Source organism: Streptomyces sp. NPDC059455, assembly GCF_042750115.1.
Classification (GTDB): domain Bacteria; phylum Actinomycetota; class Actinomycetes; order Streptomycetales; family Streptomycetaceae; genus Streptomyces; species Streptomyces endocoffeicus.
Genome location: NZ_JBHYVB010000006.1, coordinates 31,269 through 47,174, shown reverse-complemented (window position 1 = coordinate 47,174; position 15,906 = coordinate 31,269). Strand labels below are relative to the sequence as shown.

11 protein-coding genes and 1 pseudogene are annotated in these 15,906 nt (G+C 70.8%); 5 read left to right on the top strand and 7 right to left on the bottom strand.

Features of this window, described 5'->3' with window-relative positions; all coding sequences use genetic code 11:
- Positions 1–7: 7 nt before the first annotated feature.
- From ACFXB5_RS03520 to ACFXB5_RS03505, 4 genes and pseudogenes are all read right to left on the bottom strand, one after another.
- Entirely contained in the window at positions 8–1,420 is a 1,413-nt protein-coding gene (locus ACFXB5_RS03520; protein ID WP_385201935.1) for a M1 family metallopeptidase, read from the bottom strand.
- Positions 1,417–5,382 carry a Pls/PosA family non-ribosomal peptide synthetase gene (locus ACFXB5_RS03515; RefSeq protein ID WP_385201934.1) on the bottom strand — a complete coding sequence of 1,322 codons (3,966 nt, stop codon included), beginning with the start codon at positions 5,380–5,382 and terminating at the stop codon, positions 1,417–1,419. Before ACFXB5_RS03515 ends, ACFXB5_RS03520 begins: the two co-directional genes overlap by 4 nt.
- 517 nt (positions 5,383–5,899) lie before the next feature.
- Positions 5,900–6,082, bottom strand: a complete 183-nt coding sequence (locus tag ACFXB5_RS03510) for a hypothetical protein (RefSeq protein WP_385201933.1) — start codon at positions 6,080–6,082, stop codon at positions 5,900–5,902.
- A gap of 623 nt (positions 6,083–6,705) precedes the next feature.
- Positions 6,706–7,113, bottom strand: a pseudogene (locus tag ACFXB5_RS03505) (class I SAM-dependent methyltransferase); the annotation flags it as partial.
- A 320-nt stretch (positions 7,114–7,433) separates the two neighbouring features.
- Here ACFXB5_RS03505 and ACFXB5_RS03500 point away from each other — a divergent pair.
- The 3 genes from ACFXB5_RS03500 to ACFXB5_RS03490 all read left to right on the top strand — a co-directional run bounded on the left by ACFXB5_RS03500 (position 7,434) and on the right by ACFXB5_RS03490 (position 10,372).
- On the top strand, positions 7,434–7,910 hold the full coding sequence (locus ACFXB5_RS03500; RefSeq protein ID WP_385201932.1) for an LLM class flavin-dependent oxidoreductase: 477 nt from the start codon (positions 7,434–7,436) through the stop codon (positions 7,908–7,910).
- A complete protein-coding gene (locus tag ACFXB5_RS03495) occupies positions 7,907–9,271 on the top strand; it encodes an LLM class flavin-dependent oxidoreductase (protein WP_385201931.1) in 1,365 nt (454 codons plus the stop codon). Before ACFXB5_RS03500 ends, ACFXB5_RS03495 begins: the two co-directional genes overlap by 4 nt.
- 111 nt (positions 9,272–9,382) lie before the next feature.
- Positions 9,383–10,372, top strand: coding sequence for an LD-carboxypeptidase (locus tag ACFXB5_RS03490; protein ID WP_385201929.1), 990 nt, complete (start codon positions 9,383–9,385; stop codon positions 10,370–10,372).
- Between the two features lie 295 nt (positions 10,373–10,667).
- On the opposite strand, the gene ACFXB5_RS03485 is transcribed toward ACFXB5_RS03490, so the two are convergent.
- Positions 10,668–11,801, bottom strand: coding sequence for an FAD-dependent oxidoreductase (locus tag ACFXB5_RS03485; protein WP_385201927.1), 1,134 nt, complete (start codon positions 11,799–11,801; stop codon positions 10,668–10,670).
- Positions 11,802–11,949: 148 nt separating this feature from the next.
- On the opposite strand from ACFXB5_RS03485, the gene ACFXB5_RS03480 reads away from it, so the two are divergent.
- The gene (locus tag ACFXB5_RS03480) at positions 11,950–12,705 is read left to right on the top strand and encodes a TetR/AcrR family transcriptional regulator (protein WP_385201926.1); all 756 of its coding nucleotides are present in this window, start codon (positions 11,950–11,952) and stop codon (positions 12,703–12,705) included.
- Positions 12,706–12,917: 212 nt separating this feature from the next.
- Here the strand turns inward: ACFXB5_RS03480 and ACFXB5_RS03475 are convergent, their stop codons facing one another.
- Positions 12,918–13,655, bottom strand: coding sequence for a DUF4232 domain-containing protein (locus tag ACFXB5_RS03475; RefSeq protein WP_385201924.1), 738 nt, complete (start codon positions 13,653–13,655; stop codon positions 12,918–12,920).
- Between the two features lie 345 nt (positions 13,656–14,000).
- Positions 14,001–14,531, bottom strand: a complete 531-nt coding sequence (locus ACFXB5_RS03470; protein WP_385201923.1) for a hypothetical protein — start codon at positions 14,529–14,531, stop codon at positions 14,001–14,003.
- 345 nt (positions 14,532–14,876) lie between these two features.
- Here ACFXB5_RS03470 and ACFXB5_RS03465 point away from each other — a divergent pair, with 345 nt between their 5' ends.
- A complete protein-coding gene (locus ACFXB5_RS03465) occupies positions 14,877–15,701 on the top strand; it encodes a calcium-binding protein (protein WP_385201921.1) in 825 nt (274 codons plus the stop codon).
- Positions 15,702–15,906 lie beyond the last annotated feature (205 nt).

Here is a 15,906-nt window from a genome sequence, read left to right as displayed (position 1 = left end):
CGGCCGATCAGCTGGGGCCGGGGAGTTCCGGCAGCCGCGGGGCGTGGAGCCAGGCGGTGAACAGCGCGTCCAGAGGCTGTGCGGCGCGGCGCCGGGCGAGAGCGGTGAACTCCTCGGTGGTGACGGTGGCGTGGCGGTACGTGGCCGTCCATTCCCGCAGCACCGCGAAGAAGGTGTCGTCGCCGAGGACCGTACGGAGCGCGTGCAGCGTCAGTGCGCCCCGCTGGTAGACCCGGTCGTCGAACATCCGCGGCATGCCCGGGTCCGCGACCAGCAGGTTCTGCGGCTGATCCGCCAGCCTGGCCCTGGTGCGGGCCGCGATGACGGCGGCGGGGACGCCGCCGGAGACTTCCGACCACAGCCACTCGGCATATTTGGCGAAGCCCTCGTTCAGCCAGATGTGGCGCCAGTCGGCGACGGTCAGGCTGTTGCCGAACCACTGGTGGGCCAGCTCATGGGCGACCAGCCGTTCACAGCCGCGGTGCCCGTCGACATGGTTGGCGCCGAAGATGGAGAGCGTCTGTGCCTCGACCGGCACCTCCAGCTCGTCGTCCGTCAGTACCACGGCGTACTCGTCGAACGGATACGGGCCGAAGAGGTCCTCGAAGGCGGCCATCATCCGGGGCTGGCGGGCGAAGTCGTGGTCGAAGCGGTCGCGCAGCCGCGGCGGTACCGCCGCCCGCTGGGGCACCGGGCTCACGGCCGCGTCGGTCAGCTCGACCAGGTCGTACAGGCCGATCTGGACGGTGGCGAGATAGGTGGACATCGGCGCCACGTGCTCGTACACCCAGGTCGTGGTGGAGGCGCTGACCGTGCGCGAGTCCAGGGTCCCGGGGGCGACCACCGCGTACGGCGACGGCGCGGTCACCTCGATCCGGTACGACGCCTTGTCGGCCGGGTGGTCATTGCACGGGAACCAGGACGGCGCACCGATCGGCTGGCCCGCCACCAGCGCCCCGTCCTCCAACTGCTCCCAGCCCAGGTCGCCCCAATGCCGGGTCTTCACCGGCCGGGGCACCCCGACGTACCGCACCTCCACGGTGAACGGGGCCCCGGCGGGCAGCGGGCGCGCCGGGCGGATACGCAGCTTGTCCGCCCGGTGGGTGTAGCGGGCCGCGCGGGCCCCGTCGACCAGCACCCCGTCGACCCGGAACGCGCCGAGGTCGAGGCTGAACCCGGACAGCGGCTCGCCGGCGGCGCCCGGATCGGCGACCGGCTCGCCGCCCGGTTCGGCGACCGCCGAGATCCGCGCGCGGCCCGAGAGCCGGCCGGTGTTCGGACGGTAGGTCAGCTCCAGGTCGTAATGGGTCACCCGGTAGCCGCCGTTGCCGTGCTCGGGCAGATAGGAGTCCCCGGACCGGGCCGCCCCGGCGCCGCCGCCGGGCGCGGCCTGCGCCCGGCCGCTCTTGCCCCTGCTCACTTCGCCGTACCCTCCGTCTTCCGCATGTCCTGTGCCTTCTCCGGCTTCCACGCCGCGATCGGGTTGCCGAGCCACCACGTGCCCGCGGGCAGTGTCTCGCCGCGCATCACCAGCGACGCCGGACCCACCGTGGCACACGCGCCGACCGTGGCGCCCGGCAGTACGATGCCGTGCGGGCCCAGGGTGGCGCCCTCCTCCAGCACCACCTGGTCCATGCGCATGATCCGGTCGTGGAAGAGATGAGTCTGCACCACACACCCCCGGTTCACGCTCGCGCCCGAGCCGATCCGTACCAGATCGGCCTCCGGCAGCCAGTACGTCTCGCACCACACCCCGCGCCCGATGCGCGCGCCGAGGCCCCGCAGCCACCAGTTCATCAGCGGCGTACCGGACACGGCCCCGACCAGCCACGGTACGGCCAGCACCTCCACGAAGGTGTCCGCCAGCTCGTTGCGCCACACGAACGAGCTCCACAGCGGGCGTTCGGCTGCCCTGAACCGGCCCATCAGCAGCCACTTGGCCAGCATCGCCACGGCGCACGCGACCAGACCGCCCGCGAGCAGCAGCACCCCGCCGGCCGCCATGGCCGCGAAGTACCCCCACCGTGTGGCGACCGTCCCGAAGGCGGCCAGCATCAGCACCGCGAGCGCCGCACCACCCATCACGGGGACGATCCGGCACAGCTCGACCGCGCCGCGGGCCCACTTCAGCCGCCGCGCCGGACGGTACGTACGGCTCTGGTCGCCCTCCTCGGCCGCCCGTGGCAGCTTCATCGGCGGCATCCCGAGCCACGAGCTGCCCGCCTTGGCACCCCTGGGCGCGGCGGACAGCACGCCGACCAGACCGCGCTTGGGCACCGAACTGCCGCCCACGGCCATCCCCGAGTTGCCGAGGAACGCCATCTTGCCGACCCGCGACTCCGCGATCCGCAGCCGGCCGCCGCCCAGTTCGTAGGAGGCGACCATGGTGTCGTCGGCGAGGAACGCGCCGTCGCCGACGGTGGTCATCGACGGCAGGGCCAGCACGGTGGACGCCTCGACCCCGCGCCCGACCTTCATTCCGAGCGCCCGCAGCCACACCGGGGTGAACAGGCTGGCGTACAGCGGGAACAGATGCACCCGCGCCATGTCCATCAACCGCTCGGTGGCCCATGCCTGCCAGGCGATCCGCCCGTGGACGGGGTGATGGCCCGCGCGCAGGCCGAGGCCGAGTGTCCGCACCCCGGCCAGGACAAACAGCGCGTAGCAGACCATCCCGGCCACCGTCGCAAGCGGCACGGCGGCCAGCGCGTGGAGCAGCGCCGTGCCCGCGTCGCGGGTGCCCCGCACGAACAGCGTGATGACGGCGAGCGCGGGCAGCAGCGCCAGTGCGGGCAACAGGGTCAGCCCCAGCGAGGTGAGCCCGTACACGAACGCCCAGCGGCGGGTGCGGGCCGGCCGGCCCTCGGGCCGACGGTGCGCCGCCTTACCGGACTTGGCCGCCGGCACGCCCGCCCAGCGGCGCCCCGCGGGCACCGCACCGGTCACCCCGGACCCCGGGGCGATCTCGGCGCGCTTGCCGATCCGGGCGCCGGGGAAGAGCGTGCTGCGGGCGCCGACCGTGGCGCCCGCGCCGATCCGGATCCGGCCGATCCGCAGCCGGTCGCCGTCCAGCCAGTGACCGGACAGATCGACCTCGGGCTCCACCGCGCTGCCCTTGCCGAGCTTGAGCATCCCGGTCACCGGCGGCAGCGCGTGCAGATCGACATCGTCGCCGACGCGCACGCCCAGCGCCCTGGCGTAGTGGGTGAGCCAGCTGCCGGACAGGCCGGTGGCACCGCTCAGTTCGGCCAGCCGCTCGGCCGTCCACAGCCGCAGATGGACGCCGCCGCCGCGCGGGTACACCCCCGGCTTCAGACCCCGCAGCAGCAGCCGCGCACCACCCGCGGCGATCGCGATCCGGCCGGGCGGCGAGACGCAGAACAGCCAGCCGAGCAGGATCCACCACCAGGAGACGGTGGGCGTGTAAGGGGCGGCACCGCAGAGGTTCAGCACGTTGATGACCGCGGCCGCGGCCACGCCCCAGCGCAGCCCGGCGACCGTCAGCAGCGGCAGCATCAGCAGCGTCTGCGCGACACCGGAACGCCCGGGTACGGGCCGTACGGTGCGCGGGACCGCCGTCTCGCCGCCCGACGCCTCCAGCGTCCGGGCGAGCGCGCCCAGCCGCGGGTTCTGGTAGATGTCGCTGACCGAGCCGCTGGGGTAGCGGTCCCGGATCCGCGAGACGAGCTGGGCGGCGGCGAGGCTGCCGCCGCCCGCCGCGAAGAAGTCGGCGTCCGGCCCGGTCGCCGGGGTGCCCAGCACCTCGCCCCACAGCTCGGCGAGCCAGCTCTCGGTCTCGGTCAGCTCGTCCGCCGGACCGGCCGTGCCGACCCCGGGCAGCGGCCAGGGCAGCGCGGCCCGGTCCACCTTGCCGGAGGTACGGGTGGGCAGCGTGCCGACCACCGCGAGAAGTGGCACCAGCGCGGCGGGCAGCACCGTCCGCAGCCGGTCCAGCGCGTCCGCCTGGTCGAAGCCGCTCTCTTCCTCGGCTACGACGTACCCCACCAGCAGCTGGTGGCCCGCCTTGGTCTTCCGTACCGCGGCCGCCGCGCCCGCGACCCCCGGCAGCGCCTGGAGCGCGGCGTCCACCTCGCCCAGCTCGATGCGGCGGCCGCCCAGCTTGACCTGTTCGTCGGCCCGGCCGACGAACAGCAGCCCCTCCTCCTCGGCGCGCACCAGGTCGCCGCTGCGGTACGCCCGCGACCAGCCCAGCGACGGCAGCGGGGCGTACTTCTCGGCGTCCTTCGCCGGGTCGAGATACCGGGCCAGCCCGACCCCGCCGATCACCAGCTCGCCGACCTCGCCCATGGGTACGACCTCGCCCCGGGAGTCCACGACCGCCAGCTCCCAGCCGTCCAGCGGCAGCCCGATCCGCACCGGGCCCTCGCCGGTCAGCTGCGCGGCGCACGCGACGACGGTGGCCTCGGTCGGACCGTAGGTGTTCCACACCTCGCGGCCCTCGACCGCCATCCGCTCGGCCAGTTCCGGCGGGCACGCCTCACCGCCGAAGATCAGCAGCCGTACGTCGTCCAGCGCCTCCACCGGCCACAGCGCCGCCAGCGTGGGGACCGTGGAGACCACGGTGATCTCCTGCTCGACCAGCCAGGGGCCGAGGTCGACGCCCGTGCGCACCAGCGACCGGGGCGCCGGCACCAGGCAGGCGCCGCTGCGCCAGGCAAGCCACATCTCCTCGCAAGACGCGTCGAAGGCCACCGACAGGCCGGCCAGCACCCGGTCGCCCGGTCCCATGGGCTCATCGGCCAGGAACAGCCCGGCCTCGGCGTCCACGAACGCGGCCGCGCTGCGGTGGGTGACGGCGACGCCCTTGGGCTTGCCCGTCGATCCGGAGGTAAAGATGATCCACGCGTCGTCGCCGAGCCCCGGGCGACCGGGAACGCCGTGCGGCTCGGCGCGCACCGTCATCTCGAGCCCGTCGCCGAGGACCACGCTCACCCCGGCCTCGGAGAAGACCAGCTCGGCCCGCTCGTCCGGGTCCTCCGCGTCCACCGGCACATAGGCCGCGCCGGCGGCCAGCACGGCAAGGATCCCGATGTACAGGTCGGCGGTCCCGGACGGGACGCGGATGCCCACCCGGTCACCGACCCCAAGGCCCGCCTCGACCAGCCGCAGCCGCACCCTCTCCACCTCGGCGAGGAGCGCACGGTAGCTGAGTGCCCCCGTACCGTCGTCGACGGCAGGGGCGTTCGGGTGGCGACGGGCCGTCTCTCCGAGGACGTCCATGAGGGTGCGCTCGGGGCGGGCGCCGCGTCCGGGGAACAGGGCGAGCGGTACCGCGGGCTCCTGCTCGGCGGGTGCGAGCAGCGGGTCGATCAGCGCTTGAGGCTCGTCGATCAGTGCTTGGGACTCGTCTATTACGGCCATCCGGCCTCTCCGCAGTCGGTGGACCGAATGTTCGGCGACACCGCCCGGTCAACCCGGACCATCGGCCTCTGCCATCCGGCTCCACACTGAGCCGGGTCCCGAACACCCGCTCGCGGCTGATGGTTTCCGCGAGGGCGACCACTCGGCGCGGCCGTCCAGCGGCCGCCTCGAATCGCGGGCGCCGGTGGCCGGACGGGCATGTTCCGCCCCTCCGGTCGAACCGACCCCCGCATACGCCGAACAGGCAGTTTACCCAGCGTTAACAGGAGCCCCCCGCCTTCCGAGGCGTCGGTGGCCCGAGCCCATGGCCGCGCGCCACGGTGGCACGCCGCCCCCAACCGCCGCCGTCCCCCTCGTATCGTGCCTGGTGGGAGGCGGATTCTCTGGTCTCGCTCGCCGGCCCGGCGGCGCCACCCGACGAGCCCCGACCCTGTGGTCGGTCTCACAGCTGATGAATGACAACAGCTCCCGACCCTGGCGCGGACAAACGGCCTGGCGATCAAGAAACCGGAATGCCTTATCCATTTTGGTGGTACGAGGTGCCGGGCGCCACCAGGTCAGCGACATCGGTCAGCGGCAGCTCCTGGTGGTCGAGCGCTGTGAAGAGCGTGGCCCCGAGCTGCCGCGCCAGGTCGGCGAAGGTATCGGCCTCGCCGAGCCGGGCCCGCAGAGGAACGGCGTCACCCAGCAGCCCGACCACGTCGGCGCGTCACTGGAAACGGCCAGCACGATGTCGGCGAGCCGACCGCGGCGCCTGGCGGCCCAGACGGCGAACCCGGCAACGAGTACGGCGTACGGCGTCACGCCCAGCCGACCGGCGGTCTGGTGGAGCAGGTCGGTAAGGGAGCCGTCGACGGACCACGTGTGCAGGGCCCCTTGGCCGCACAGCACAGGAGGCCTGGGATGGTCATGGGGTAGGTTCCGGAGCGTCGATCGTGTTCACGAGCTGCTCCATCCTGCCCTTCAGCCGCGCCAGGAGCCTGCGCCAGGACCGCACCCTGCGCCACGGCCGCTTCACGGAGAAGGGATGACGCACGTGCCTGCCCAGTCCCACTTGGACGGGGCGGCCCGGCCCGAACTGGTTCGGCAGCGTAGCCGGTGATGAACCATCAGCAACGTAGGAATTCAGCGCCCTTGTCACTGTCCGCACTCGGCGACAGCTGTCCGAATCGGGCAGTGGCTTACCGGCGTCCGTCCCGCCGGGCTGAGCTGATTTGCCAGGTCTTGGCCAGTCACGGGCTGAATATCGCGACGAGCTCACGTTGATGGATATCGACCTGTCGGGCCGGCCTGGAGCCCTGAACGTCGGCCCCGTGGCGGGTATCAGGGCTTGCCATGCACGGAAACGGCATACTTCCCGTCGGCGTAAGGGTCGCCAGCCCAAGTCGCGTACCTGGCTTCCATGGTGAGTCCCACCGCACGGCAGTGCGCGTCGTAGTCGTCCAGCGTGTAACCGCGGTCGAGGGCGAAACCCGCGACGAGACGCCCGGCCGGACGCACATGGGCCGCCGCCCCAGCCACCAGGGCCGGTTCCGTTCCCGGTGGGGTGAAGAGAGGGACATTGCCCGCCAGCACCACGACATCGAATGACAACCCCAGGTCGAGGTTGATCAGATCCCGCTGGTGCCAGCGGATCTCCGGGGCCAGCCGCCGGGCGGTGGCGAGCATCGACTCATCGGTGTCCACACCCGCCACGTCGATCCCGTGACGGGCCAGCTCGATGGCCACCCGGGTTCCACGTCATGCGGCCAGAGTGCCTCACGCGCGGGTGCGCGCGACCGTACCGGGCAGCGAGCGACTCCGGTCGCTTCCGGAATCCGTTCGATCGCGAAGACGGGCGTGGGGATCGGTGTGAGGCTGCGTCGGCCACCTGACGCCCGGGGGCGACCTGATCCGTCAGGCATGGACGACTCACCGCCGGGACGAACGCCCGCATCGCCGACCATGAGCACATCCCGATCTACGCGACCGCTAGGCTGAGCGCCCCACGACAAGCCAGGCAAGCAGCACTCACGAGAAGAAGTCAGCGGTACCAGGAAGGAACCAACCGCATGCCTGTCGAGTTCATTGGCACGATCAGTACCAGGGACCAGTCGGAGATAGGGCTGAGCGGCGGCCGGGTCATCGACAAGGACTCCCCTGGGAAGTTCGTCAGCGGCGGCCGGATCGCGGTGCACATCATCACCGGCGGCCATGACGCCGAGCAGCGCGCCGACGGCGACCACCTGACCAAGGACGAGCGGTACGCCCGCACCGACGAGTACCCGGACATCGTGAAGCCGGCCTGGACCGAGTCAGGGCCCTTCGGCTACCACGGCCAGTACTACCAGGTCGAGAACCACTACTCCGGCGTCAAGTCGGCCCAGCAGCCGAGGATCAGGCTGTACTTAGGCGGCTCGTCCTCGTCCCCGTCCTCGTCCTCGTCCTCGTCCTCGTCCGAGGCGGCCTACCGGGTCGGCGGCAAGCACACCGACACCTACGCCCTGTGGGGCGAGCCCCTGGCGGAGAGCACGGGAGTGGCGGCATGAGCGCCCAGAAGCGGCAGCTCAAGCTGGGCGCGATCACGATGGGCGCCGGCGGCCCCGGCCAGCCCTACCTCTGGCTCGACAAGGACCTTCCGGTCGATGCCAGCGTCAGCATCAACTGGCACATCGAGCAGGCCCGCCTGGCCGAGGAGGCCAAGTTCGACCTGGTCTTCATCGTCGACGGTCTGTTCATCACCGCGGACTCAGCGCCCCACTACCTCAACCGCCTTGAGCCGCTGACCCTGCTGTCGGCCCTGGCGGGCAGCACCAGCCATCTGGGTCTGGTCGCCACCGTGACGACCTCCTACAACGACCCGTTCAACGTCGCCCGCAGCTTCGCCTCCCTGGAGCTCATCTCCGGCGGCCGGTCCGGCTGGAACGTGGTCACCACCGGCGACGCGGGCGCCGCGGGCAATTTCTCCCGCGACGAGCACTACGACTACGACACCCGCTACGCCAGGGGCCTGGAGTTCGTCCAGGTCGCCCAGGGACTGTGGGACTCCTACGAGCAGGACGCGTTCCCGCGCGACCGTGCCACGCGCACCTTCCTCGACCCGGCCAGGCAGCACGCCCTGAACCACAAGGGCGAGCACTTCCAGGTCGTCGGCCCGCTGAACGTCTCCCGTTCCCCGCAGGGCCAGCCAGTCATCTTCCAGGCCGGCGACTCCGAGCAGGGCCGTGACCTCGGCGCCACGATCGGCGAGGCCATCTTCACCAACGCTTCGTCCATCGAGGCGAGCCAGGCGTTCTACAACGACATCAAGACCCGGGCGGCGAAGAAGGGCCGCGACCCGGGGCACATCGTCGTCATGCCCGGTACCTCGGTATTCGTCGGCGACACGGACGACCAGGCCAGGGAGATCGAGCGCGAGATCCAGACCGGGGACAGGGACTTCGACCGAGCCCTGGCGGGACTCGGCCGCCCGTTCGGCTGGCACGACTTCCGCCAGTACGACCTTGACGCCCCGTTCCCGCAACAGGCCCTCGCCCACGCGGAGCGCGGCTTCCGTACCAACGCCGAGAAGATCGCCAACAAGGCGAAGGAAAAGGGCTGGACGCTCCGCCAGACCGTGGAGTTCATCTCGAGCCCGCGCCCGACCCCGTTCGCGGGATCGCCGGAAACGGTGGCCACCCGGCTTCAGGAGTGGTTCGAGGGCCACGCCCTCGACGGCTTCAACTACCCCATCGGGCACCCCAGTCAGTGGCGGCGCTTCCGCGAGGAGGTCGTTCCGATCCTCCAGGAACGCGGCATCGTCCGCACCGAGTACGAGGCCACCACCCTCCGCGGCAACCTGGGCCTCCCGGTACCGGAAAACCGCTACACGAAAGCCCGCGAGGAGGAGTCCTCCGCACTGAGAAGCTGAGCGGTCGCGCAGATTGGCGTGCCGGCGTGTTGCCTGTCTTGCTGCCGGGGCGGAATACCGGCGGCACGGGCCTTGTTGCTCGCCATTGTTGATCAACAAGGAGGAGGCCCCATGCCTGCGATCCTTCGGCCCTGCGCGCTACGTTCCGGCGACCTCGTCGTCGTTACCGCGCCCTCGGGCCAGCTCGAGCCGGGTGAGGAACCACTGCTCGCCCGCGGTGTGGCGATACTCGAGCGGATGGGTTTCCGCGTGCGGGTCAGCCCGATGGTCAACCCGGCGCGGAATCGCTGGTGGGCGTCGGGCACTCCGGCGGAGCAGGCCGACGAACTCAATGTTCTGCTCCGGGACCCGGAGGTGCGGGCCATCATCGCGCATACCGGTGGACAGGCGACCATCGGCTATCTTGATTTGATCGATCTGGACGCGATCCGGGCCGACCCGAAACCGATCCTCGGCTACAGCGATATCTCGCTGCTGCACATGGCGTTGTACGCCAAGACCGGCCTCGTCGGCCTCCATTCCGACATCGCCACCCACGGTTTCGGCAGCGATTGGTACACGCTGGGCGACGAGGCCCGTCGCTCCGAGCTCGTCGACCTCTACACCCGTGTGCTCACCAAGGCCGAGGCGCCGGGCGTGCTGCCGGCGATGGGGGCTTGGGAAACCTGGCGGCCGGGCCGCGCGCAGGGACCACTGTTCGGCGGTTTGCTGAACCGCCTGGTCCTCCTGCAGGCGACACCGTTCGCGCTGGCCGCCGAACGGTTCGAGGGCGCCGTGTTGTTCTGGGAGGAGGTGCAGCGGCCGGTCTCGCGGATCTGGAACGACCTGCAGACCTTGCGGCTGTCCGGTGTGCTGGACCGGATCGCGGCCATGGTGGTCGGCATCCCGACCGAGGTCTCGCCCCACGAGGGTGGCGGAGAGCGCGCAGGTCTACGCGACGTGGTACTCGATGTCCTGGCGCAGCGTGACATCCCGGTCCTCGCCCAGGTCGACTTCGGCCACACCTCGCCCAACCTGCCGCTGCCTATCGGCGTCCGCGCACACGTGGACGCGGACAACCAGACGCTGTCCCTGCTCGAGTCGGCGGTCGCGGAAGCCTGAGCTCTGTTGGATAGTGGCGCAGGCCCGGAGGGCCGCTTCCCGTAGGGTTTCGCTTCTCCCGACCGGCCTGCCCGTCATGCCCGTTGCGGTTGCGCTGACCTGCCCTGACAGCCTGATCAACCCCCGAAGGTTTTCCGGAGCCGACCACTTAGCTAGGAACTCCTTCGAGAACGATCGTTTGACGACGGGCGGCCGGTCAGGAGAACCCGGTTGGCGACCACCTACAGGGCGGCCGGCCGGAACACGCCGGAAACGTGTCGTTCGGCCTTGAGGGCGTGGCTGGGAGGTTCTGAACCTATGCCGGCTCGGGTCGTTCCGGGTTCGGGACGAAGGCGGGTAGCGCGGCGAGACTGTGGCGCACGGCCTCGCCCCCGTACTCGAACATCTGCCGCTCGTAGTCGCCGACCGCGCCGAGGAGGTCTTGACGGCGTTCGACGGCCTCGATCAGGCAGCGGCACAGCAGGTCGGCATCGCGCAGGGCGGTGTTCGCACCGTTGCCGCCGGTCGGGGAGGTGGCGTGGATGGCGTCTCCGAGCAGCGTGACCGGACCGGGCGCCCAGCGCTCGCGGGGCTCGACCACCCGGATGGACAGCAGGGTGCTGTTGTCCGGGTCGGCCTGCTCGATGAGCGCCCGCAGGTCCGGATGCCAGCCCTCCATCCTGGACAGCGCGGCCTCCTGCGCGGTTGGGGCGCCGAGCGAGCCGTTCGGTGGCAGGAGCATGGCCCAGCGCACGTAGTCGCGGATATCGGGGAGGGTCACCTCGGGTGCCAGTTCCTCGGCCGCCTGCTTCGGCGGGGTACGGAACCGCATCGCTCCGAGCATCAGGCTCACCTCGTCCCCGGCGATCTTCGAGCCGAAGGCCGGCTCCAGGGCGACAAAGCGCTCGGTCAGCGGCGTACGGCCGATGACGAACCGGGTGCCGGTGTCGGTCGCGGTGGTCCGCGGCGAGAGCACCGCGCGGACGGCGGAGCCGACCCCGTCCGCCCCGACGAGCAGGTCGGCGGTGGCCGGGTCGCCGTGCGCGAACCGGGCTTCGACCTTGCCGTCGTCCAGCACGTCGTAGCCGGTCAGCGCGGCCCCGGTGCGCACGGTGAGTCCGGTCAGCAGCAGGTGCCGCAGCACATGCCGGTCGATCACGATCCCGCTCCTACCGGGGCCGAGCTCGCCGATCTGGTTCAGCTGCGGGTCCAGGATCAGCTGCTCGGCGTAGGCGTCACCGACGATCGCGTCCAGCAGCGGGTGCCAGCGCGGCGGCAGACAGCCGCGCAGCGCCTCGAACCCCGTCGGGCTCAGCACGAGCCGGTAGCCCTGGAACCGTGCGGTGATCGCCGGGTCCCGCTCGTACACGTCCGCCTCGATCCCGGCACCACGAAGACCCTGTGCCAGGCACAGACCTCCCAGACCGGCTCCGACCACGGAAACTCGCATCACAGACCTCCTGAACAGACTTTCAGAACCCTGCGCAGGACCGCTGAGCAGGGGGTACGCGAAACCACGCGAATACGAACTTAGTTCTTCACACACGACCTAAGCTCTACTTGGCGAACTTAGATCGTGTCAAGCTATAGTGATCGGTATGCCCTCCGATCCCCGGCAACGCCGAGCAGCTCGTCACGCCCAGCCCGCTGGGGAGCCCGCAGCGGCGCCACCACGCAAGAAGCCCATCACGGTCGACCGGATCACCGACGCCGCCCTGCAAGTCGTGGCCGCCGAGGGCTACGACGCACTGACCATCCGCCGAGTCGCCGCGGTACTCGGCACCGGGCCGTCGTCGCTGTACGCGCACATCGTCAGCAAAGAGGACATCGACGATCTGCTCGTCGGTCGGCTCTGCTCCGAGGTCGTGCTGCCCGAACCGGACCCGGCCCGGTGGCGCAAGCAGATCCTCGACGTGTACGCGCAGATCCGCGATCAGTACCTGAAATACCCCGGAGTCTCCCGTGCCGCGCTGGGCGTAGTCCCGACCAATCTCTCCACGTTGCGGGTCAAGGAAGGGCTTTTGGCGATCCTGCTCGCCGGCGGAATCGAACCGCGGAACGCCGCCTGGGTGCTCGATGCCCTGTCCCTCTACGTCAGCGCCTACGCCTTGGAGCAGTCGCTGGTCCAGCAGCGGCGCAGACACCCGGAGCAGGAATGGGTCCTCGGCCGCGAGGAGCTGATCCGCCGGTTCACCGCACTGCCGGCCGACACGTTTCCGCAGACCCGACGCTATGCCGCTGAGCTGACCTCCGGCACCGGACACGACCGGTTCGACTTCACCCTCGGACTGATAATGGACAACCTCACCCAGCTCCAGCCCCAGCCGACACCGGCATCGGACACCGCCGGCTGAACGCCGCAGCCCGAGGCGGGTCCGTACCGGTGCAACTCCCGATCATGGAAGCGGAGCGGGATCACGTGGAGCTGGGGCGGGGCGCGGGAGAAGAACGTCGGCAGCGGTCGCCGAAGGGGGCACGGGCCGTGGAACGGAAAGTCCGCTGCCCTGGTGCCGTCACACACCAGGGCAGCGGGGCAGTGGACCCTCATGGCACAGCTGTGAGCTGGTCAGCCGATGGGGTTGACGAAGGTGCCGGGGTGGGTGGCGCTGCGCTGGTCGACGAGGGTGTCGGACTCCCAGGGCCACCCGATCTTGAGGGCCTTGGTCTCGTCGGGCGGGGTGATCTCGACCCAGGTCGGCTGGTAGAAGCCCTCTTCCTCCGCTGTGAAGGCGAGGTTGAGGGTGAACTCGGTGCTCTGGCCGGCCTCCACCTCCACGGAGCTCCACTTCTGCGAGGAGCGGACCAGGGACCAGCGCTCGCCGCCGTTGATCGAGGTCAGGTCCACACCGGGGAAGCCGCCGATCCTGCAGGAGTAGGAGCCCTTGTTCATCAGGACGATGGTGGCGGTCGTCCCGCCGTCCTCCGGCACCGGGAGCGCGTCCTGGCCCGTGGCGAAGGCGGCCTCCAGGTTTTCGGTGCGGCAGCGCTCGACACCCGCGTGCGCCCTGCCGCCGCCTTCGGTGGCGGCCTGCCCGCCACCCGACTGATCCTGCGCGGCGCCTGCCTCCGAGCCCCCCTTGGCCTTGGTATCGGAACCCTGCGCACCACCCTGCGCACCGCCGGAGGAACCCGAGGAGCCGCTGGACCCGGCCGGGGCCGTGTCGGCCTGGCCCGCGGACTTCGTGTCACCACCGTCCGAGCCGTTGCAGGCCGTCAGGGTCAGGGCGGCGGCCGCGGTCAGGACCGCGGCGGCGACGCGGAGGGTGCGACGGCGGGCGATGCGGGCAGTGGTGTTGGAGCGCATTTCGGGTCCCCCGGAGCGGTCGGTGTCGTGTTCTGCTCGGTACGACAACAACTCTGACCGGGGCCGCTACCGCACCACTACCGCACCACCGCCGTCCCGCTAACATCCGGCTAACACGACTGCGCCCAGGGAAAAGACGCCAAGGTCAGGCCCGTCCCCGCCATGGCGGCGAGCAGTCGGGCACACCCGCCGCGCGCATGGAACTCAAGGAACTCGCCCGGCATGAGGTCGGACGATGAGACTCGCCGCCCGAGCGGGGGCATTGGTCCATGCTTTCCGGGCCCGGATAGTTCGCCGACGGCAAAGACACGGGTGACCCGACGTCTCCGAACGGCCAGGGCCCGGTCAGCGTCGCCGGCCCTGGGGGAACTGCCCGAGGTGAACCGCACGATGGACGACCACCGCCAGGCCCCGCATGTCCTCGGTGAAGGCATCGACGCGGATCCGGCGTCCGCTGTGCAGCCGGATCTCGCACGTAGAGCCCATGCCCCGGGCGTCGGCGAGCGGCCGGCCGTCACCGCCAGAGGTACTCACCTGCGCGACGTCCTCCCAGGGGATCACGGTGGCGGTGCCCGCCACCCGGTGGGTGAACCCCCGCTCATGAATGTCGAAGCACTGCTCCCGGGTACGGAACGCCTGCACCAGACGCCAGATCCCCAGACCCCACCCCACCAGGCCGACCCCGAGCAGCAACCCCGCCAGCGCTGGGGCCCCTTCGGTGGTGCCCACCGATGCGACCGCCACCGGCACCCCGAAGGCCGTGCCCACAGCCCCGGCCATCAGCCAGATACCAGCCTGCCGCAGGCGTCTCGCGCCATCGGTCCGGTGCTCCCGCACGAACCTTCCCAACCGCTTGGCCGCTTCCGTACGCCTCATCGGGCCCCCTCCCGGGTCGTGAACACCTCAAACTATGCCCCCGCCACCGAGCGATTCACTACTTCGGGCGTTGTGAGGACTCCTGATGGATACCGGTCCAGAGCCGATCCACGACCGATGCCCCGTACGGCCTCGCCACCCGTTTCCGGGGCTCACCGGAGTTCCCGCCGCTCGTAGAACGCACGTTCCGGCAACGCGCGGTAAATTCCCGGTGCCGTGCAGCTGAACGCGAAATGGGAATCGGAAAGATCGGCGAACAGAGCATGGGAGTGGCACAACCCCGCGTGGATTTTCCACGTCGAAACGGGTGATCGGAAATCAGATCCACCCCCACGGAGGTTTTTCGTGTCCACCCTTGGCCCGCGTTCCCGCCGCGTCCGCCCGGTCGGCGTCGCCGCCTTACTGGCCGTCGCGGCCAGCACCGGACTCTTCGCCTGGAACGCCCAGGCCGCCACCTCGCCCGCGTCGTCGCCGGTGTCGTCGGCCGCGTCGCCGGCCACCGTGACCGTCACCGACGGAGCGATGGCCTACACGGCGGCCGACGGCCAGACCAACAAGCTCACCATCAAGCGGGTCAGCGAGACCGACACCACGCTGACCTTTGGCGTCGACGACGTTGTCGAGATCAACGCCGGCACCGACTGCACCCACCCCACCGCAACCGACCTGACGTATGTGACCTGCACCGTGCCCGTCCCCGACCCGGACCACGGCGGCGACCAGGGCAACGTCGAACTCGGCGACGGCAACGACAGCGCCAAGATCTCCGGCGGCGATGTGAACGTCGACGGCGGGACCGGCGACGACACCATCATCGGCGCCTCCGTCGCGGTGGGCGGCGACGGCGACGACACCATCAGCCACGCCACCAACGCGAACGGCAACGCCGGCAACGACACCATCACCGACTCGTTCGCGGTGTGGGCCGGGGACGGCGACGACATCGTCACCGGCGATGACGTGGCCAACGAGATCTACGGCGGCCCCGGAAACGACCACCTCGACGGCGCCGGCAACGATGACACGATCGACGGCGAAGGGGGCGACGACACCATCAAGGGCGGACCGGGCAACGACTACCTCTTCGGTGGCCCCGGCCAGGACGACATCGACGGCGGCCCCGGCGACAACGTCATCGACCAGGATGGATCGGTCCCCGAAGGATTCTGAGAGGACCTCAAAAGACCGCAAGGCATCTCGGGGACCTGAACAACAAGACGGGCCCGGGCGGCGACCCCCGCCGGGGCGCCCCCCCCCCGGGCCCCCGGGTTTGACCCACCCCCCCGCTGCGCCGCTCCCCGGGGGGCGCCACCCGGGCCAGCAGATTCCCTTCATCGCCGACTCCTCCGCGTGGTGGCTGGGCGATTGGCTCATC

Bases quoted from the DNA above. Each gene is read 5' to 3' on its own strand.
- ACFXB5_RS03515 (WP_385201934.1), bottom strand. From the start codon at position 5,382: ATGGCCGTAATAGACGAGTCCCAAGCACTGATCGACGAGCCTCAAGCG.
- ACFXB5_RS03500 (WP_385201932.1), top strand. From the start codon at position 7,434: ATGCCTGTCGAGTTCATTGGCACGATCAGTACCAGGGACCAGTCGGAG.
- ACFXB5_RS03495 (WP_385201931.1), top strand. From the start codon at position 7,907: ATGAGCGCCCAGAAGCGGCAGCTCAAGCTGGGCGCGATCACGATGGGC.
- ACFXB5_RS03490 (WP_385201929.1), top strand. From the start codon at position 9,383: ATGCCTGCGATCCTTCGGCCCTGCGCGCTACGTTCCGGCGACCTCGTC.
- ACFXB5_RS03485 (WP_385201927.1), bottom strand. From the start codon at position 11,801: ATGCGAGTTTCCGTGGTCGGAGCCGGTCTGGGAGGTCTGTGCCTGGCA.
- ACFXB5_RS03480 (WP_385201926.1), top strand. From the start codon at position 11,950: ATGCCCTCCGATCCCCGGCAACGCCGAGCAGCTCGTCACGCCCAGCCC.
- ACFXB5_RS03475 (WP_385201924.1), bottom strand. From the start codon at position 13,655: ATGCGCTCCAACACCACTGCCCGCATCGCCCGCCGTCGCACCCTCCGC.
- ACFXB5_RS03470 (WP_385201923.1), bottom strand. From the start codon at position 14,531: ATGAGGCGTACGGAAGCGGCCAAGCGGTTGGGAAGGTTCGTGCGGGAG.